The organism is Flavobacterium sp. B167r, assembly GCF_056824315.1.
Map to the genome: position 1 here is coordinate 2,293,322 of NZ_CP124859.1, position 20,968 is coordinate 2,314,289.

Below are 20,968 nucleotides of genomic sequence, written 5' to 3' on the forward strand. Positions count from 1 at the left end.
TGTGTTTTTTTAGTTTTTTACGCTGCAGTCTCGGTCAGGGGACTGCAGTTGTAAAAAAGCAAAGTTTGTCATTCCGAGGAGCGAGGAATCACAGATAGAACTTAATAAATTACAGAACCTCATTTTTAATAAAGTTACCTACAGCTTTAAAAGAATAAAAATCATTTTCGATGAAAAAAATAATCACCCTTTTTTGCCTTCAATTTTGCCTATTCGCACAAGCGCAAGAATACACTTCGTCTAATATTCATTCGCATAACGATTACGAAAGCAAACTGCCATTTTACGGAGCTTATTCTAACGAAACAGGCGTGATAGAAGCCGATGTTTTTTTAGTGAATAACGAATTATTTGTGGCACATACTTCTAAAGAAATTGCTGTTCACAATACGCTTAAAAGCATGTATTTAGAGCCGCTTTCAAATAAATTAAAAACGTTGGAAGGAAAGGCTTATCCGAGCAATAAACCTTTGATTTTAATGATTGATATTAAGTCAGATGCCGATTCTACTTTGAAAGCGATTACGCAACAATTAAAGGCTTTTCCAGATATTATTTCGAATAAAAATATAAAAGTGGTTATTTCTGGAAACAGACCTTTGCCATCACTTTGGGCAGCTTATCCAGACTTTATTTATTTTGATGGAAGGTTGAATGAAAACTATACTCCAGATCAATTGGCGAGAGTTGAAATGATTAGTGAAGATTTGCACGAAATCACGGTTTGGAATGGAAAAGGTGTCTTGACGCAGCCAGATATTGAAAAAATTCAGGCAATTATAAAAAAAGTCCACGATCAAAAGAAAAAAATAAGATTCTGGGCTACGCAAGACAACGTGAATACGTATATGACTTTAATGAACTTAAAAGTTGATTTTATCGGAACGGATAAAGTGGCCGAATTGACTCAATTTATCAATAGCATTAAAACGACATTTTACCAGAATACAGAATTTCACCAAGCGTATGTTCCTAAAAATGGTTTCAAGAATAAACGTCCAAAAAATGTTATTCTTTTAATTGGAGACGGAATGGGATTAACGCAAATCTATTCTGGTTACACCGCAAACAAAGGACAATTGAGTTTGTTTAATATTCCAACTCAAGGATTTTCAATTACAAAAGCTTCAGATAGTTATATCACAGATTCTGCCGCGGGAGGAACGGCAATGGCAACGGGACATAAAACCAATAATCGTTTTATAAGTGTCGATGAACAAGGAAAACCGCTTGCAACAATTGCAGAACAATTGGCGAAGAAAAACTATAAAACAGCAATTATTTCTGCTGGAAATATTACAGATGCAACTCCAGCTGCGTTTTATGCGCATCAGTCTGATAGAAGTTACAGCGAACCAATTGCGAACGACTTTCTCTCGAATCCGTCAGATATTTTAATTGGAGGCGGAGAAAAAGAATTTACAACTCGAAAAGATGGTAAAGATTTATCTAAAGCTTTAATCGAAAAAGGGTATACTTTCTCGGATAAATTCTCAAGTTTAGATACGATTAAAAATAGCAAATTTGTAGTTTTAGAAGATGCAGCTGTGGTTTCTATGAAAAATGGGAGAGGAGATTTCTTAGCTAAATCTTTTGCGAAAGCAACAAACACTTTTGCAAAAACTAAAAATCCGTTTTTTATTATGGCAGAAGGTGCTCAAATCGATTACGGTGGGCACCAAACCAATGTAGAATATGTTGTGAGAGAAATGCTTGATTTTGATAAATTAGTTGGTCAGGCAATGGAATTTGTAGATAAAAATCCAGAAACCCTTTTAGTTGTAACCGCAGACCACGAAACGGGCGGATTATCTTTAATTGACGGAAGTATTGAAAAAGGTTACGTTCATGGAAGTTTCAGCACGAACGATCATACTTCAATTCCAGTTCCAGTTTTTGCTTACGGTCCAGGTTCTGAAAAATTTATGGGAGTTTATCAGAATACAGCGATTTATGATAAAATTATGGAGTTGATTGGAGGGAAATAATTTCTTTTTAATGGATTAAAAATTTAAAAAAGGAGTGTCTCAATATGAACTGCCCCCAAAAAGTTAGATACTATTTGGGGGCATTTTTATGGAAAGAAAAGTCAAATACAGTTATGAATTTAAGCTTCTTTGTGTCAATGAAGTTTTAAAAAAGAATTATTCAATTAATTCAGTTGCAAAAGAGAAAAATTTAAGAATATCAAATCTCTGCAAATGGATTAGTTTTTACAAAAAGGTTGGTAAAGAAGGGCTTTTACCTAGAAAGAATCAACACTATTCTGTTGATTTCAAACAAAATGTATTGCAGGGAATTATAGATAAGTCACTATCTTTGGAAGAAGCTTGTGTTGAGTTTAATATTCCCAGTAGTTCCGTTATCATTCAATGGCAGAAGAATTATCAAAAACTAGGAGTTTTAGGCTTACAGAATAAACCTAAAGGAAGACCTAAGCCTATGACTTTCAAAAGAGCCAAAAAGAAATCCGCTAAACCTCTCACTAGAGAAGAAGAACTTTTACTTGAGATAGAATCATTAAGATGTGAAAATGCTCTTTTAAAAAAGTTCAATGCCTTAGTTCAAGCCGACGAAATCAAGAATTTAAAGCGCAAGCCATAATAGAATTAAGGCATGATTATGACCTGGGCATCATGCTGGGCCATATGAATATGGCACGAAGCAGTTATTATTACTATGAAAAAAAATATCATATAATTGATAAATATAGAGATATAAAATTACTCATTCAGCAGATTTACCATCAGCATAAAGGCAGGTTTGGCTACAGGCGCATTACTTTAGAAATAAAAAATAAAGGCGTTTTAATTAATCATAAAACTGTACTCAGATTAATGAAGCTTTTAGGCTTAAAAAGCTTAATAAGAGTTAAAAAATATAAATCATATAAAGGAGAGCATGGGAAAATAGCTCCAAATATATTAAAGCGTAATTTTAAGGCAGAAAAGCCTAATCAAAAATGGGCTACAGATGTCACAGAATTTAATGTATCCGGAAAAAAGTTATATCTCTCTCCAATAATTGATTTATTTAATGGAGAAATTATCAGTTATGATTTATCTGAAAGGCCAGTTTTTAATCAAATTGCATCCATGCTTGAAAAATCTTTTGAAAGAATACCCGATAAGACTAATTTAATATTGCATTCAGATCAGGGATGGCAGTACCAAATGAAACAATATCAGCACTTATTAAAACAAAAGGGAATTAAGCAAAGTATGTCTAGAAGAGGTAATTGTCTTGACAACGCAATAATTGAAAACTTCTTCGGAATATTGAAATCAGAACTTTTTTACCTTAAAAAATTCAATTCCGTTACTCAATTAAAACAGGAAATAATCGAATATATAGAATATTACAATAATGACAGAATAAAACTTAATCTAAAAGGAATGAGCCCGATACAATATCGAGCTCATTATTATCAAATTTAATTATAAATTCGTCTAAACTTTTGGGTGCAGTCTAATAGGCAGCTCCTTTTTTAGTTTTAGAAATAAATTTTACAATTCATTAATTTTTTAGATAATCTTATTCAAGATAGCCCAAGGTTTCAACCTTGGGAAACGTATAGAAATTAAAATTATCTATTTTCCTTTCAATAAATTAATGCTAACCGTCGCGGTATCAGCATCGGGAAATCTTTTAAAAATTGCTTTATCCGGAAATAATCCTGCTTCTGCTGCAATTGCATTAAAAACATCAATTTCAACAATATATTGATCCGAAAAACCATGAGTAGCATCGTAAGCTGTTGCGGGAGTTCGTCCTAAATTATTGGCTGTAAGTTTCGGATTTATTGTATGAAGTTCAATTAAAAGCAAGCCAAATTTATGTACGTATGGCGACCATTTTTGTAAATGTTCTAAAAGATTATCTTCAACCAAATTATTACTAATTCTTTTTCCTCTGTAAGCAAATGCGCCAGTTGAGGTACTGACTCTGTTTTCGTTAATTTGATTCGGATCTTGCCAAATTCGATTGTGATCTAAAAAAGTTCTCACATTCAGAAGATCTTTCAAATCGATATTATAATTTTCTTTCAGATCATCTGCCAGTAAATCAGGACGTCCGATATCGCCCCAAATTACTTTTGCCCAAATATCTGCGTTTATAAGATTGGCTCTGGTTACCTTCAAAGCCGTTTGATTGTAATCGGCACCAACCAAAAATAACGGATATTCGTCAAGCATTTTTCCGCGTAAAGTTTGTCTGTCAATTACTTCAAAAATATGTTGTAGAAATGCGCCATTTCCGCACCCCATATCAAGAATTCCTTTTGGCTGTTCTTCAATCGGAAGATTAAAAAGTTTGATTAGAATTTCATCAACTACTTTAAAATAAGTATCGTGTGCGCCGCCGCTTCCCCAAACATTCATTTCTCGATCCACATGGATTTCGTTTTTACCCTCAGCAATTCTTAAAGCATCAGGATTTGCAAAAATTAATTCTTCAATTTTGGCAAATGTTGGCAGATAAGAAACTGTAACGCCATAAGCGCTAGCTCTTTTAGCAAAAAATAAACCAGCTTCGGTAAATTGATAATTTCCATTTTTTTCCAGAAACCAGTCCAAATGCACAAAAAAGTCTAATATCTTTTTAAAATTTTCGGGCGATTTATGAAATTCTTCGGGTCTGAAAGAAGTTTCCATAAAATACTTATGAAACATTCCGTTCATCGCCAAACGCACAATAGTTGGACCGATGAGGTAGCCTTCAATATGTTTTAAAATTTGTTCTTGAATGCTATTCGTTAAAGGGTCGTTGGAAGGTTCAATTCCGTATCTTTTTTTATATTTTTCAAAAATAACATGGAGCTTTTCAAACGGCGTATCTTCAAACAAACGCGGATGAAAATGTATGGATAATTGAAGCAATTCGACAACATCGTCGTAGAGATGAAACAGCGAAACAGCGGTTTCAGTTTTCTCGTTTACAGAAATTGCAATTATCTGTGTTTTGTTATCGATTTCATATTCTAAAAATCCTTGAGAAGCCAGAACTCTCAACGCGACATTCAGATATCCTTCGTTGGCATTAAAAGCATTTGTAAGTTCAGATAATGTGGTTTGTCTTTTATTTAAAATAAATTCTAAAACAGATTTATTTTTGAGTGCTACTGCTACTGGAGCAGTAACCAATCCGTCAAGATGCCTGAAAATGGAACTTAAAAGTTGTGATTTATCGGTCATAATGCAAAAAATGAAGGTTAGTTAAAAATAAGGATTTTTTTCTTATTTCCTGCATGTTGTTTTTGAATGTGGAGTTTTTTAGAAAAGGCTTTTTTAAATAATTTTGGATTTTTCTAAAATTTTTTCCGAAAAATAGCGTTAAAGAATGATTAAGAATTAGTTTAAAACATAATTAAATCGCTATAAAATTCGCAAAATCAATATAAAAAGTCAAAATGACAATAACAGGGTAAAATGCTTTATTTACTGAATATTCTGTTTTATTTTATTGATAAAAAAGAGATTTATTGAAAAAAAATTTTACTAAAACGTTTTTGTAAGTCGGACTTACATATATTTGTGATGTACTAAAATATTCACAATAAATTTTTTATCAGATGAAAAAGATTACAATTAGAGATATTGCTAAGCAAGCACAAGTTTCTATTTCTACTGTGTCTTTTGTTATCAATGGGAAAGGCGAAAAAATGGCCATTAGTCCGGCAGTGATCAAAAAGGTTCAAGATGTAGCGCAAAAACTGCAGTATAAACCCAGCATGATTGCAAGCAGTTTGCGAACTGGAAAAACGAGGTCAATCGGACTTATTGTAGAAGATATATCCAATCAGTTTTTTGCAGATTTGGCAAGAGTAATCGAAGATGAAGCAAAAAATATAAACTATAGAGTTTTTTATTGCAGCACAGGAGATGATAACAATCGTTCAGAAGAATTGATACAGAGTCTTTTGCAGGCAAATGTGGAAGGTTTTATTATTACGCCAACCCAAAATCTGGAAAAAACAATCGGCCAGCTGTTAAAAATGCAAAAACCTGTTGTGTTAATTGACCGATATTTTACAAATCAGAAGGTGAGCCATGTTGTAATGGACAATTACGAAGGATCTTATCTAGCTGCTAAATTTTTGATTGATAAAGGAAGAAAAAATATTGCAGTGGTCAACAATAGAACAGGAATGATCCAGATGAAATTAAGAGAAAAAGGATATGTTGAAGCGTTAAAAGAAGAAGGAATTTACGACGAAAAGTATACGCTTCATTTAGATTACCATTCCAGTGAACAAAGCCGAATTGAAGCAATTGTAGATTTCTTTAGTGAAAATAAAGAGATAGATGCGGTTCTTTTTTTAGCAAATTACCTTGGACTTGCGGGACTTCAGGCTTTCAGGACTTTAAAATATAAAATTCCAGATGACATCTCGGTTATCAGTTTTGATGATCACGATAGTTTCAAACTGCATACGCCCACAATATCTGTAATTTCCCAGCCCATCGAAGACATAGCAGTTAAATCCATACAATTGCTAATGAGTCAGATGACAAACTTTGAGGATTATAAAATTGAAAAAATACTCAAGAAAGGCTCTTTAATTATAAGAGAATCAGTTTAAAAATTTTTTAACCATTCCACTAAAACGTTTTAGTGAAAACCAAAACAGCAAGACCAGCAAAGGTTTTTGTTGCCATAATTGAAAATCGAGTACAAATTTTTTATTAATTATTTAAAAACAAACACGAAACAACAAACACAAACGAAATCAAAACCAATAACCAAAAGAAAAGCTTATGAGACGAATATTAGCAGTGTTAGGAGTGATATTGCTTAGCAGTTTGAGTGCTGCTGCGCAAAATCGATTAATAACCGGCATAGTTACAGATGCAGAAAACAAGGGAGTTGTCGCTGCATCAATCGAAGTTCAAGGAAAACCATTTAGCGCTGTTACAGATGCTGAAGGCCGATTTAAAATGAATGTTCCAGAAGGTAAAATTACCCTTAATGTTTCCTCTATAGGATTTCAGTCAAAGCAAGTTGTATTACAGGAAAACGAAACAAAAGTTGCTGTTACACTGGTTGAAAATACTCAGGAATTAAAGGATGTTGTGGTAACTTCATTTGGAGTTAAAAAACAAAAGAAAAGTTTAGGTTACGCCGTTGGAGAGCTAAAAGGCGAGGATCTGACAAAAAATAAAGAAATCAATTTAGGAAATGCTTTGCAGGGTAAAATTGCCGGTGTAAACGTTTCGGCTCCAGTTACAGGACCATCAGGATCAAGCCGCGTTGTTATTCGTGGTGCAACTTCAGCATCAGGATTGAACCAGCCTTTGTATGTGGTAGACGGAATTCCGATTGACAATACACAACAAGGAAATGCTGGAATGTGGGGTGGTGCTGATAAAGGAGACGGTATGTCTTCTTTCAATCCAGATGATATTGCTTCGATGTCTGTGTTAAAAGGTAGTGCTGCTTCTGCTCTTTACGGGTATAGAGGTTCAAATGGTGTTATCTTAATTACAACAAAAAAAGGGAAAAGCGGAACTGGAATAGGGGTAGATTTTAGTACAAATTCTACTTTTAATACGCCTGCAAGTCTTTTAAAATGGCAAGATCAATATGGTGCTGGAGCGCCAGATGCGAACGGTGTGCCAACTAGATTTACTAATTTACAAGAACTTAGAGATTCATACTATTTTGCATGGGGAGATAAATATGACGGAACACCATCTTTGTCTCTTGACGGTAAAACTAGACCTTACCAAGCGTATGGAAAAGATAACGTGGAAAATTTCTACAGAACTGGATATTCTTTCAGCAATACTTTAGCGATTTCTGGAGGAAATGAATCAACAAATTTTAGATTATCTTTTGGAAATACGAAAGACGAATCTATTTTGCCAGAAACTACTTTTGGCAGAAATAACGTTGCTTTGAGTTTAAATTCTGCTCCAAATAAAAGAATCAGTGTAGAAACAAATGCGCAGTATATGTCTGAGAAAAGTCATAACCGTCCGTACTTAAATGATTCGCCAAGAAATCCATCTTTCCCAACAACTTTTATGACTCCGGGAACAGATATCAGATGGTTAAGTAATCCTTATGATGCGAACGGCGGAGAAGAAGACTTTTTAGGAGCAAACGTATATCATACAAACCCTTATTTTGCTACAAAATCTCCTTTAAATGACGATCTTAGAAAGCGTTTTATCGGATCAGCAAAAGTGAATTACAACATTACAGATAAAATTTATGCTAAAGCTGTTATTGGTATTGATGATATTAATTATGAATATACTGAAGTTGAGCCTACTGGAATAAATTACAGCCCAGGCGGATCTATCGAAAACAGAGTTGAAACGCGTTCTGAAGTAAATGCTTCTGGTTTCTTGGGTTACAAAGGAGATATTGCTAAAGATCTTTCATTAGATGCTTTTATAGGTGCAAACCGTCAGCATAACAGATACAGCGGTATTAAAATGAAAGGAAACAACTTTATTGTTCCGTTCAAATATTTCTACGCAAATACGCAGCCAGATAAAACAGAAAAATTATTCTCTGAAAGCGAAGTAAACTCTCTTTTCTATTCAGCAGATTTAGGATACAAAGATTACTTATTTCTTAGTTTAACAGGTCGTGAAGATTGGTTTTCAACTTTAGATCCGTCAAGTAATAGCACTTTTTATCCTTCTGTAAGTTCAAGTTTCATTTATTCAGAAGTTATCGGTCTTCCAGAATGGATTTCTTATGGTAAAATTAGAGCAGGTTGGGGTAACGTAGGAGGTGCATTGCCAGAAGCTTACGCTTTAGCTTTAACTTATATAACGCCAGACGGACAAACAGATTCGTTAGGACAGCCAATTTTGGGTGTAAATGGTGAAACAATTCCGAACAGAACTTTAAAACCATACAACGTAAGCACAATTGAGTTTGGTTTTGAAAACACATTTTTCAATAATAGAGTAAGTACAGATTTAACCTTCTACAGCAAAAAAACAACGAACGATATTACAGATGCGGATGTTTCTCAAGCTTCTGGATATAGAACTACAAAAATTAACGTTGGAGAAATCTTAAATAAAGGGGTGGAGTTTGCGATTAATGTGAAAGCCGTTAAAACGCCTAGTTTTTCTTGGAATGTAAGTTATAATTTTGCTTACAACGATAGTGAAGTTTTAAATCTTTCTGATAAAATTACAACAAAAACATTAGAAGGAAACAGAGATGGAAGAGCTAATGTAGTTTTAGAAAAAGGACAACCTTTTGGAGTTATTAAAGCATACGATTATTTAAGAGATGCAAACGGAAATGTTGTATTAGATGCAGATGGAAAATTCTTAAGAGGAAACCTAGTTATTGCAGGACAAGGTGTTGCGCCTACTTCTATGGGACTTTCAAATGATTTTTCATATAAAAATTTCACTCTTTCTGTTTTTGTTGATGCTAAATTTGGAGGAGAAATCTATTCTGCTACAAATCAGTTAGGAACACGTTACGGATTATCTGAAATCACACTTCCTGGTCGTGAAACTGGAGTTGCAGTAAGCGGAACAGATGTTAACGGAAATCCTGTAAACAAAACAGTTTCGGCTTACGATTACTGGAGAAGTTACAGTGATGTAACCTCAAACTTTGTTTACGATGCAGATTTCGTGAAACTTAGAGCAATTTCATTCGCTTATAATTTTCCAAAAGAGTATTTAAAAAGAACACCATTTCAGTCTGTTAGTTTAGCATTTTCAGCACATAATTTATGGACTATTTATGACAAAGTTCCAAACATCGATCCTGAGTCAAATTACTCAAACAGTAATGCCCAAGGTATGGAGAGAGCTTCAATGCCTTTGACAAGAAATTATGGTTTTGCACTTAATGTCAAATTCTAATACTAAAAAAGATGAAAAATAGATATATCAAAATATTTTGTGTCGCAATTGTTGGTGTTTTGACATTGGCTTCATGCGATAAAGGATTCGAAGAAATGAATACGAATCCAAATGCCTTAACAGATCCAGCTGTAAAATCGATGTTTACACTTGCTGAGATTTATGTAGACGGACAGGATTTTTCTAACACAAGAGGGAATAACATTTACGCAGCGCAGATTGTGCAGCAATTCTCGTCACCAACAGGAGCAGGCTCGAAATACTCGTATTCTTCTGAATATTCGGCAGCGCTTTTTGGTGAAACTTATGGTAAAGGATTAAATCAGATTTTCCAGTTATTATCTGTAGTAGAAAATACGCCTGAAAATTCAAACATGATTCAGGCTTGTAGAATCATGAAAGTATTTTTGTTTCAAAAACTGACAGATACTTATGGTGAAGTTCCTTATTTCGAAGCTGGAAAAGGATACAACGGAGGTGTTTATTCTCCAAAATACGATACGCAAGAAGCTATTTACAATGACCTTTTAAAAGAATTGGATGAAGCTGGAACAGCTTTAGACGCTGGAAAACCTTTCGTAGGAAATGTAGATTTATATTACCAAAGTGATGTTGCAAGATGGAAAAAATTGGCAAACTCTTTAATGTTGAGAGTAGCAATGCGTTTGTCTAAAGTAAATCCTGCAAAAGCAAAAGAATTTGTAGAAAAAGCATATACTAAAGGTGTGTTTACTTCAAATGATGACAGTTTGGTTTTACGCCATGATGCAGGGCCTCCGGGAGTTAAAACAAATCCTATCACTTCTGCATGGGTTAGAAATGATTTGAACGGTGGTGAAGCGAATATCAAATTCAGTAAAACTTTTATCGATTTATTGAAAAATACAAACGATCCGCGTTTAAGAATTTATGCAAAAATAGAAGCAACTGGAGATAACAGTCCAGCAAGTCAGCTAGGTTTGGCAAATGATGCAAAAGATTTTCCAGGTGGAGATAAAAAACTTTTCTCAGATCCAAATACTTCAACAGTATTGCGTTACGATGCTCCAACATTAATTATGTCATATGCTGAGGTTCAGTTTTTATTAGCGGAAGCTGCAGTAAAAGGATGGAATGTTGGCGGATCTGATCAGACTTATTATGAAAACGGGGTAAGAGCAGCCATGAATATTTTAACGATTTTTGGAGATAAAGTGCCTGCAGTTTCATTAACAGAATACAACACTTACATTACCACTTATCCGTTTAAATCTGGAGGAACAGAAGCAGAAAAAATCGAGCAGATTATCACTCAAAAATGGATTTTATTATTGTTTAATGGTTTTGAAGCATTCTCAGAATACAGAAGAACAGGTTATCCAGTTTTAGTTCCAGTTAATGATCCGACAGGAGAAACAAAAGGGACAATTCCGAGAAGATTAATTTATGATCAGTCAGAACTTATTACAAACGAGGCTAATTATAAAGAAGCAATTCAACGTCAAGGTTTAGATTTAATGACCACAAGAATCTGGTGGGATAAATAATTTTTAAAAATTTGGTTGGTTAAAATAAGTCGGGTAGTGAGCATACCCGGCTTATTTTTAAATCATGTAATGAATTGATCTAAAAGTAAGCAATTTGAAAAGTTACTTTGCAGATTCAAATACCTTTTTTTCGCAGTAAACTGAGAGAAATTCTGCTGAAAAAGATGGATTTATTTTCTGCATTTTAAAAATTTCAAAAAATATACTTTGAAGTTTATTCAATTATTAGAATTTAAAGTGATCCATATCAAAACCAAAATAAAGCATTAGGCAGTGGTAAAGAAGATATTTCTAGTTGTATTTTAGAGTTACTAACAAAGAATAAATTCTAAAGAGAAGGAATACTAGGTCAGTTCTTTCCTTCTCTAAACTGCCAAATTACCTGCCTTTTTACTAATTTTAGAAGGTATTAATATATTACTCCAAAAAATGAATTATCAAATAAAACTTCATTGGCTAATAAGTCTATTTATGACAGGTTTTGGATCAATTGCTTTTGCGCAAAGTATTGATTTAAAAAGCAATTGGACTTACCGTGAAGAGAAAACACAAAAATGGTATCCAGCTACAGTTCCCGGTGAAATTCACACCGATTTATTAAACAGCAAATTAATACCAGATCCGTTTTACAGAAATAATGAAGAAAAACTGCAATGGATAGAACGCAAAAACTGGGAATACAAAACGAATTTTCAGGTTACAGCAAGTATGCTGAAAAAGAAAAACACAGAATTAGTTTTTGACGGACTTGATACTTATGCATCAGTTTATGTAAATAATAAGCTGGTTTTAAAAGCCGATAATATGTTCCGTCAATGGCGTGTTGAGGTTAAAAAAGTCTTGAAATCAGGAAATAACGAGTTGAGAATCGTATTTCAATCCGCACAAAATGTTGTTGATTCGCTGGCTAAAAAAGATTATCCGTTTGTAATTCCAGACAATCCGCGTGCTTATGTTCGCAAAGCGCAATATCATTTCGGTTGGGATTGGGGACCAAAATTTACAACCTGCGGAATTTGGAAAACCCCAAGATTAGAAGCTTATGACGAAAAAACTCCTGAGAAACCATACGTTTTAAATCGAAAAATTGAATTAATACAAGAACCAGATAGCTTAGGCAGCTCTTTTTATTTTAAAATTGATGGAAAACCAGTTTACATGAAAGGAGCCAATTATATTCCGTCTGATGCTTTTCTTTCGCGAGTAACCAAAAAAGAATATGAAAAAATAGTTTTATCTGCGAAAGAAGCCAACATGAATATGCTTCGCGTTTGGGGTGGCGGTATTTATGAAGACGATTATTTCTACGATTTATGCGATAAATACGGAATAAACGTTTGGCAGGATTTCATGTTTGCAGGTACAATGGTTCCTGGAGATGATGCTTTTTTTGATAATGTAAAAAAAGAAGTTCAGTACCAAGTAAAAAGATTGCGTCATCACCCAAGTATCGTTTTATGGTGCGGAAATAATGAAGCAGACGAAGCTTTTAAAAATTGGGGCTGGATGAAAAGTTTCAAAATCTCCAAACAAGATTCTACTCGTTTGTGGAAAGATTACACGCGTTTATTTCACGACAGTATTCCGAAATGGGTAAAAGAAGTCGATGATAAACGTCCGTATTTAAGTTCTTCGCCTTTACACCATTGGTCAAAAGCTAAAAGCATAACCGAAGGAGATAGTCATTATTGGGGAATCTGGTGGGGATTGGAAGATATTGAAAACGCTAAAACCAAAACAGGACGTTTTGTGAGCGAATACGGAATGCTTTCTTTACCGAATTATTCGTCAGTCGAAAATTTCACTTCAGAAGAAGATCGTCATTTATATTCTGATGTACTAAAAGTACATTTAAAAGCGGGAAAAGGTTTTGAAAAATTAGATTCTTATCTCGGAAAATATTTCATTGATGCATCTAAAATAAAAAAGATGAATTTGGAAGATTACACATACTTGAGTCAGTGTATGCATTATTATTCCATTAAAAATATTGTTGGCATTCAACGTTCGAAAGCGCCTTACAACATGGGAACTTTAGTTTGGCAAGTAAACGATTGTTGGCCAGTTGCAAGTTGGAGTATTACCGATTACGAGAACCGACAGCCAAAAGCGGCATGGTATGCTATAAAAGAAGCGTATCGAGATGATATAAAACCAGAAATCGATTTGACGCGTCCGATAAATTTAAAATTGGAAGATCCAAAAATGACTTGGCAGATAAAAGGAAATTCATTTATCATAAAAGCAGAGAAAGCGGCCAAATATGTTTCCATTTCAGCCAAAGGATATACAGGAAAATGGAGCGACAATTATTTTGATTTAGCTGCAGGAGAAGAAAAAATAATTTCGTTTGAAGGAAAAATAATAAAACCTGAGGTTAAGATTTATTCTTTATTTGAGGTTTTAAAAAAGTATGAATAAAGATGCTAAGACACTAAGTTTCTATGTTGCTAAGTTTTTTAAACTGGAATGCAAACTTAGAATCTTAGTATCTCAGAATCTTAGAATCTAAAAAAAATGAATAAAAAACTAATTTTTAGCGGAGTTTTAATTTTTAATCTGTTTTGTGGTGTTGCATTTTCTCAAAAAAAGAAAATAGAGAATACGGTTAATTACACGCAATATGTCGATCCAATTATCGGATCTGCTGGCCATGGTCATGTTTTTGTGGGGGCTAATGTTCCTTTTGGAGCGGTTCAGCTAGGTCCGGTAAATATTTTTGAAGGTTGGGATTGGTGTAGCGGTTACAATTACGCCAGCAATACCATTTTAGGTTTCACGCACACGCATTTAAGCGGAACTGGAATTGGAGATTTAAATGATATTCTGGTGCTTCCTGTAAGCGGAAAAGTGGGTTTGACCAAAGGAAAAAAAGAAGACATGATAAACGGCTACGGTTCGTATTTCTCTCATAAAAACGAAGTTGTCAAACCTGGATATTACAGCGTTTTATTAGATAAATATAAAATCAAAGCCGAATTGACGGCCAGCGAAAGAGTTGGTTTTCATAAATATACTTTCGAAAACACAAACGATTCACACATTTTAATAGATCTTGCTGACGGAATTGGCTGGGACAGACCAGTAAAAACTTTCATTAAAAAAATCAATGGAAATAAAATAGAAGGATATCGTTATTCGACAGGCTGGGCTTCAGATCAGCGCATTTATTTTGCTATGGAATTTTCAGAACCAATTACCAATATGGCGGTTTATGATAGTACGGCTGTGGTAAAAGGGACAGAAGGAGAAGGCTTAAAAATAAAAGCGGTTTTAGATTTTAAAACCTTAAAAAATAAACAGATTCTGGTAAAAGTTGGAATTTCTCCAGTAAGTACAGAAAATGCTTCTGCAAATATAAAAGCAGAAATTCCAGATTGGAATTTTGAAGCCATTGTAAAATTAGCAGATTCAAAATGGAACAAAGAACTGAATAAAGTTCAGATAAAAGCAGATGAAAAAACAATGAAAGTTTTCTATACTTCATTGTATCACACCATGTTTGCGCCATCTATTTTTAATGATTCCAATGGAGACTACAGAGGAACGGACAAAAAAGTCTATGAAAAAGCTAATTTTACCAATTACACGACTTTTTCACTTTGGGACACTTATAGAGGATTGCATCCATTATACACGATTACACAACCAGAAAAAATCAATGATATTGTAAAATCGTTCTTAGCAATTTATCAGCAGCAAGGAAGATTGCCAGTCTGGCATTTAATGGGCAACGAAACCAATACCATGAATGGGAACCATTCTATAGCCGTTATCGTCGATGCTTATTTAAAAGGTTATCGTGATTACGACACCAATTTAGCTTACGAAGCAATCAAAAAAACAGCAATGCAAACGCGAGACGGAATGGATTATGTTCAAAAATTAGAATATATCCCAGCCGATAAAGTATTAGAATCGGTTGGAAATGCTTTAGAATATGCAATCGATGATTATTGTATTGCTTTGATGGCGAAATCTTTAAACAAAACAGACGACTATAATTATTTTACCAAAAGGGCCAATTTGTATAAAGAGTATTTCGATAAAGAAACCACTTTTATGCGCGGAAAATTGGCAAACGGAAATTGGAGAACGCCATTTAATCCGCTTTCTTCAGCGCACCGTAAAGACGATTATGTTGAAGGAAATGCTTGGCAATACACTTGGTTGGTGCCTCAAGATCCGTACGGTTTGATTGATTTATTTGGTAGCGAAGAAAAATTTATTGCTAAACTAGATTCTTTATTTTTAATAACTGACAAAGTAGAAGGCGAGGATATTTCACCAGACATCAGCGGTTTAATTGGTCAATATGCTCACGGAAACGAGCCAAATCATCATATTCAGTATTTATATGCGTATGTGGGACAGCCTTGGAAGACAGCAAAATTAATTCGTGAAATCGACGATAAATTCTACTCAACAAAGCCAGACGGATTATGCGGTAACGAAGATTTAGGGCAAATGTCGGCATGGTATATTTTATCTTCAATGGGATTCTATTCCGTTAACCCAGCAAATGGAGTTTACGTTTTAGGAAGTCCGCTAGTAAATACAGCCGTGATTCATCATACAAAAAATGTCTCTTTTATGATAAATGCAGTTAATAACAGCGCTTCAAATATCTATATCCAAAAAGCAGAATACAATGGAAAACCGTACACAAAATCATATATCACACAAGAAATGATTGTAAAAGGCGGGGAACTAAAATTATATATGGGAAACAAACCATCAGCAACTTGGGGAGTTAAGAAAGAAGATAGACCTTTTTAGTTTTTAGTCACAGTTTTCAGTCGCAGTCACAGTCCTGCAAGGTTTTCAAAACCTTGTAGGTATAAATATAAAGTCATTTCGCAATTCACAACTTACAATTCACAAGTATGAAAATAAAAAGTTTAATTTTTCTGGTAATATTACAAAGCTGCCTTTTTTTAAATGCACAGATGAAAACTTTAGATCCTGTAGAATATGTAAATCCTTTAATGGGAACACAATCGTTACATAATCTTTCAAACGGAAATACGTATCCCGCAATTTGCAGACCTTGGGGAATGAATTTTTGGACGCCTCAAACAGGAAAAATGGGAGATGGCTGGGCTTACACTTATACGGCAGAAAAAATTAAAGGATTCAAACAAACGCATCAGCCTTCGCCTTGGATGAACGATTACGGTCAGTTTTCGATTATGCCTGTTACGGATAAATTGGCTTTCGCCGAGGATGAACGCGCGAGTTGGTTCAGTCATAAAGCTGAGGTTTCAAAACCCTATTATTACAGCGTTTATTTGGCTGATCATGACGTTACAACCGAAATTACAACAACCGAAAGAGCAGCGCATTTTCAGATTACATTTCCTGAAAACGAAAAATCTTCTATTGTAATCGATGCATTCGATAAAGGTTCTTATATCAAAATAATTCCTTCAGAAAATAAGATAATTGGTTATACAACTCGAAATAGTGGAGGAGTTCCTCAAAACTTCAAAAACTATTTTGTTTTGGTGTTTGATAAAAAGTTTGCAACTAATTCAACTTGGTTGGATAAAGTTTTAACCGCTGATAAATTAGAATCAGAAGGAAATCATGTAGGCGCAGTGGTTGGATTTAAAACTAAAAAAGGAGAAAAAGTAAATGTTAAAGTTGCATCGTCTTTTATAAGTCCAGAACAAGCTGAATTGAATTTGAAAAACGAATTAGGTACGTCGACTTTTGAAGAAACTGTTGCGCAATCTAAAGCAGAATGGAATAAAGTTCTCGGAAAAATCACTGTAGAAGATACAAATGTAGATCAGTTAAAGACTTTTTATTCTTGTCTATATCGCACAGTTTGTTTTCCTCAAAAACAATATGAAATTGATAAAGAAGGAAAAATTGTGCACTACAGTCCGTACAATGGAAAAGTACTTCCTGGATACATGTACGCAGGAACTGGATTTTGGGATACTTTCCGCGCTTTATATCCTTTGTTAAATCTGGTTTATCCTTCGATAAATAAAGAAATGCAGGAAGGTTTAATAAACGATTACAAAGAAGGCGGATTTCTGCCAGAATGGTCAAGTCCAGGTTTTAGAAATGTAATGGTAGGAAATAATTCTGCCTCTGTAGTTTCTGATGCGTATATGAAAGGTTTACGTGGTTATGATATCAATACTTTATACGAAGCTTTATTGCACGGAGCCAACAATGAAGGTCCGTTGGAAGCTGTTGGAAGAAAAGGAGTTCAGTATTACAACACTTTAGGCTATGTTCCGTATGATGTAAATATCAACGAAAATGCGGCACGAACTTTAGAATATGCTTATGATGATTTTACGATTTGGAAATTGGCGAAAGCATTAAATCGTCCGAAAAAGGAAATCAGTTTGTATGAAAAACGAATGATGAATTATAAAAACCTCTATAATCCTTCTGTTGGTTTAATGAGCGGACGAAATAAAGATGGAAGTTTTCCAGCCAATTTTAATCCGTTTAAATGGGGAGATGCTTTTACCGAAGGGAATAGCTGGCATTACAGTTGGAGCGTTTTTCATGACATTCAAGGTTTAATTGATTTGATGGGAGGCGAGAAAAACTTCACAGCAAAATTAGATGCCGTATTTAGCACACCGCCAATTTTTGACGACAGTTATTATGGAGCCGTTATTCACGAAATCCGTGAAATGCAAATCATGAATATGGGACAATACGCTCACGGAAACCAGCCAATTCAGCACATGATTTATTTGTACAATTATGCTGGAGAACCTTGGAAAACGCAATATTGGTCAAGAGAAGTCATGAACCGTTTGTACAAACCAACTCCAGATGGCTATTGCGGAGACGAAGATAACGGACAGACTTCCGCATGGTATATTTTCTCTGCTATGGGATTTTATCCTGTTTGTCCAGGAACAGACGAATATGTTTTGGGAGCACCATTATTTAAGAAAACAACCTTGCAGTTAGAAAACGGAAAACAGCTTGTTCTCAATGCATCAAATAATTCAGAAACCAACAAATATGTAAACGGATTAAAATGGAATAATGTTCTTCATACCAAAAATTATATCAATCATTTTGATGTATTAAAAGGCGGAGAATTAAATTTTGATATGACAAATTCTCCAAATTTTAAAAGAGGAACATCAAAAGAAGCATTCCCATATTCTTATTCAACTTCAAAATAAAAAAATATGCAGTCACGTAGAAAATTTATAAAAAACGCAGGCATTTTTTCAGCAGGATTATTGGCCATTCAAACAGAAGCTTTCGGATTTAATTCAGATACTTTTCAGTTTCCTTTAAAAGATTTTATTTCGAAAAGACCTCCAATTGCCGAAAGAAAATTTACAAGTAAAGCAATTGAAGCTGCAATTGTACGCGTTAAAAAACAAATCGCTAATCCAGAATTGGCTTGGATATTTGAAAACTGTTTTCCAAATACATTAGACACGACAGTCGATTTTGAAATTATTGAAGGAAAACCAGATACATACGTAATTACAGGAGATATTGATGCCATGTGGTTGAGAGACAGTACAGCGCAAATATGGCCTTATATTCCGTTTGTAAAAGAAGATCCAAAATTGGCAGAATTGGTAAAAGGAGTAATTAATCGTCAAGCGAAATGTATTCTGCTGGATCCGTATGCGAATGCTTTTTATAAAGATTTTACAAAGGAAAGCGAATGGAAAAATGATCTTACCAAAATGCAACCCGGAATTCATGAAAGAAAATGGGAAATCGACAGTTTGTGTTATCCAGTTCGATTAGCGCACGGCTATTGGAAAGAAACAGGAGATATTAGTCTATTCGATGCAAAATGGAAAGAAGCCATGCTTTTAGTTTTGCAAACTTTTAAAGAACAGCAAAGATTAGATGGAAAAGGCGGACCTTATAGTTTTCAGCGTCAAACAGCTTGGGCGACAGATGGAGTTCCATTAGGCGGTTACGGTTATCCTGTAAAACCTTGCGGATTAATTGTTTCGACTTTCAGACCAAGCGACGATTCTACTTTATTCGGTTATCTGATTCCGAGTAATATGTTCGCAATTGAAATTTTAGGTTATTTGATCGAAATCTTCTCTCTTCCAGCTTTAAAAGACAATGATTTGGTTGCAAAAGCGACAGAATTAAGAGATCAGGTGCAAAAAGGTTTAAACGAACACGGAATTATTAATCATCCTAAATTCGGAAAAATTATCGCTTTTGAAGTAAACGGTTACGGCAGTTTCCACATGATGGACGATGCCAATGTGCCGTCTTTATTATCATTGCCATATTTAGGCGCGATTAAGCCAAACGATCCTTTGTATTTGAATACAAGAAAAGTAGTTTTATCAGAGAACAATCCGTTTTTCTACAAAGGAAAAGCTGGAGAAGGAATCGGTGGTCCGCATACAGGAGTCGACACAATCTGGCCTATGAGTATTGTTTTAAGAGCGATAACAAGTGTCGATGAAAATGAAATAAAGGCTTGCATTAGCAATTTAATTAAAACCAATGCCGATACTGGATTTATGCACGAATCCTTTCATAAAGACGATGTAAACAAATTTACCCGAAAATGGTTTGCTTGGGCGAATACCTTATTTGGCGAAATGATTGTGCATACAAGTATTAATTATCCTCAAATTTTAAAAGATAAAAATATCTAGTACTAAAGCTAAAAAAGTAAAAATGAATACATCACACTCCATTGGGCTGGATATAGGAGGAACACATATTACTGCTGCAGTTATTAATAAAACAGAGATGAAAGTTCTTGATTTTTCGCTCTGTAAAGAATCTTTTGATTCGAATTTACCAGCAGATGAGGTTATGAATATCTGGAAAAAAGTAATTTGCACCGCAATCGAAAATTCTAAAATAAAAGATATTACAGGAATAGCCATTTGCATGCCAGGACCATTTGATTATAAAAATGGCATTTGTTGGATTAAAGATCAGTCTAAATATGAATATTTTTACGGATTAAACATAAGAAAACTACTTTTGGAAACTCTTGGTTTTCCTACGGATTTTCCGGTTCTTTTTGAAAATGACGCTGTTTGTTTTGGAAAAGGAGAAGTTTTTAAACAGCAGGAAAATCTTTCTAAAAAAGTAATGGCCGTAACATTAGGCACAGGATTAGGAGCTTGTTTTATTGATAAAGGAGTATCAATCAGTTCAGGAAATACTGTTCCAGCTGATGGAGAAATTTACAATTTGCCTTATAAAGATGGTATTGCAGAAGATTATGTTTCTGCTAGAGGTCTTTTATCACATTACAAATCTTTAAACGGTATTGAACTTAATAATAGTTTAGAATTGTATAAGTTAGCGAAAAGCGGAGATCAGTCGGCAATTAAAATATATGAAAGAATGGGAGAGGATTTAGCGAAAGTCGTTATTCCGTGGATTACAAACTTTACAGCAGATCATATTGTTATTGGCGGGAAAATTGCCAATGCGAGCGATTTGTTTTTATCTTCATTTAATAAAACAATTCAGGAATCCGGCTTAGAAGTTGAGGTTTCCATTTCAAATGACAATGAAATTGCAGCCTTGTTAGGAGCGGTCAGCTTTCTTTGCGATTAAACAAAAACGGATGAGTATAAAGCTCAT

11 protein-coding genes are annotated in these 20,968 nt (G+C 34.3%); 10 read left to right on the plus strand and 1 reads right to left on the minus strand.

Annotated features, from left to right (window positions below; translation table 11 throughout):
• Positions 1–170 precede the first annotated feature (170 nt).
• Positions 171–1,988 carry an alkaline phosphatase gene (locus QLQ96_RS10285; RefSeq protein ID WP_482496574.1) on the plus strand — a complete coding sequence of 606 codons (1,818 nt, stop codon included), beginning with the start codon at positions 171–173 and terminating at the stop codon, positions 1,986–1,988.
• A gap of 88 nt (positions 1,989–2,076) precedes the next feature.
• A protein-coding gene (locus tag QLQ96_RS10290; protein WP_482493167.1) for an IS3 family transposase occupies positions 2,077–3,437 on the plus strand; the annotation gives its coding sequence in 2 pieces (ribosomal slippage) (positions 2,077–2,539 and positions 2,539–3,437; 1,362 coding nt in all).
• Positions 3,438–3,590: 153 nt separating this feature from the next.
• On the opposite strand, the gene QLQ96_RS10295 is transcribed toward QLQ96_RS10290, so the two are convergent.
• The gene (locus QLQ96_RS10295; protein WP_482496575.1) at positions 3,591–5,195 is read right to left on the minus strand and encodes a class I SAM-dependent methyltransferase; all 1,605 of its coding nucleotides are present in this window, start codon (positions 5,193–5,195) and stop codon (positions 3,591–3,593) included.
• Between the two features lie 377 nt (positions 5,196–5,572).
• Here QLQ96_RS10295 and QLQ96_RS10300 point away from each other — a divergent pair, with 377 nt between their 5' ends.
• From QLQ96_RS10300 to QLQ96_RS10335, 8 genes are all read left to right on the plus strand, one after another.
• Positions 5,573–6,583: a LacI family DNA-binding transcriptional regulator gene (locus QLQ96_RS10300; RefSeq protein ID WP_482496576.1), complete on the plus strand. Its 1,011-nt coding sequence runs from the start codon at positions 5,573–5,575 to the stop codon at positions 6,581–6,583.
• A gap of 175 nt (positions 6,584–6,758) precedes the next feature.
• Positions 6,759–9,851, plus strand: coding sequence for a SusC/RagA family TonB-linked outer membrane protein (locus QLQ96_RS10305; protein ID WP_482496577.1), 3,093 nt, complete (start codon positions 6,759–6,761; stop codon positions 9,849–9,851).
• A gap of 11 nt (positions 9,852–9,862) precedes the next feature.
• Entirely contained in the window at positions 9,863–11,377 is a 1,515-nt protein-coding gene (locus QLQ96_RS10310; RefSeq protein ID WP_482496578.1) for a SusD/RagB family nutrient-binding outer membrane lipoprotein, read from the plus strand.
• A 429-nt stretch (positions 11,378–11,806) separates the two neighbouring features.
• On the plus strand, positions 11,807–13,798 hold the full coding sequence (locus QLQ96_RS10315) for a beta-mannosidase (RefSeq protein WP_482496579.1): 1,992 nt from the start codon (positions 11,807–11,809) through the stop codon (positions 13,796–13,798).
• 96 nt (positions 13,799–13,894) lie between these two features.
• Positions 13,895–16,156, plus strand: coding sequence for a GH92 family glycosyl hydrolase (locus QLQ96_RS10320; RefSeq protein ID WP_482496580.1), 2,262 nt, complete (start codon positions 13,895–13,897; stop codon positions 16,154–16,156).
• A 107-nt stretch (positions 16,157–16,263) separates the two neighbouring features.
• A complete protein-coding gene (locus tag QLQ96_RS10325) occupies positions 16,264–18,549 on the plus strand; it encodes a GH92 family glycosyl hydrolase (protein WP_482496581.1) in 2,286 nt (761 codons plus the stop codon).
• 6 nt (positions 18,550–18,555) lie between these two features.
• Complete coding sequence (locus QLQ96_RS10330; protein WP_482496582.1) at positions 18,556–20,019, plus strand: glycoside hydrolase family 125 protein; 1,464 nt, start codon at positions 18,556–18,558, stop codon at positions 20,017–20,019.
• Between the two features lie 22 nt (positions 20,020–20,041).
• Complete coding sequence (locus QLQ96_RS10335; RefSeq protein ID WP_482496583.1) at positions 20,042–20,941, plus strand: ROK family protein; 900 nt, start codon at positions 20,042–20,044, stop codon at positions 20,939–20,941.
• Positions 20,942–20,968: the final 27 nt, after the last annotated feature.

Coding starts and splice junctions, on each gene's coding strand:
- QLQ96_RS10305 (WP_482496577.1), top strand. CDS start 6,759: ATGAGACGAATATTAGCAGTGTTAGGAGTGATATTGCTTAGCAGTTTG.
- QLQ96_RS10300 (WP_482496576.1), top strand. CDS start 5,573: ATGAAAAAGATTACAATTAGAGATATTGCTAAGCAAGCACAAGTTTCT.
- QLQ96_RS10335 (WP_482496583.1), top strand. CDS start 20,042: ATGAATACATCACACTCCATTGGGCTGGATATAGGAGGAACACATATT.
- QLQ96_RS10285 (WP_482496574.1), top strand. CDS start 171: ATGAAAAAAATAATCACCCTTTTTTGCCTTCAATTTTGCCTATTCGCA.
- QLQ96_RS10320 (WP_482496580.1), top strand. CDS start 13,895: ATGAATAAAAAACTAATTTTTAGCGGAGTTTTAATTTTTAATCTGTTT.
- QLQ96_RS10330 (WP_482496582.1), top strand. CDS start 18,556: ATGCAGTCACGTAGAAAATTTATAAAAAACGCAGGCATTTTTTCAGCA.
- QLQ96_RS10315 (WP_482496579.1), top strand. CDS start 11,807: ATGAATTATCAAATAAAACTTCATTGGCTAATAAGTCTATTTATGACA.
- QLQ96_RS10325 (WP_482496581.1), top strand. CDS start 16,264: ATGAAAATAAAAAGTTTAATTTTTCTGGTAATATTACAAAGCTGCCTT.
- QLQ96_RS10295 (WP_482496575.1), bottom strand. CDS start 5,195: ATGACCGATAAATCACAACTTTTAAGTTCCATTTTCAGGCATCTTGAC.
- QLQ96_RS10310 (WP_482496578.1), top strand. CDS start 9,863: ATGAAAAATAGATATATCAAAATATTTTGTGTCGCAATTGTTGGTGTT.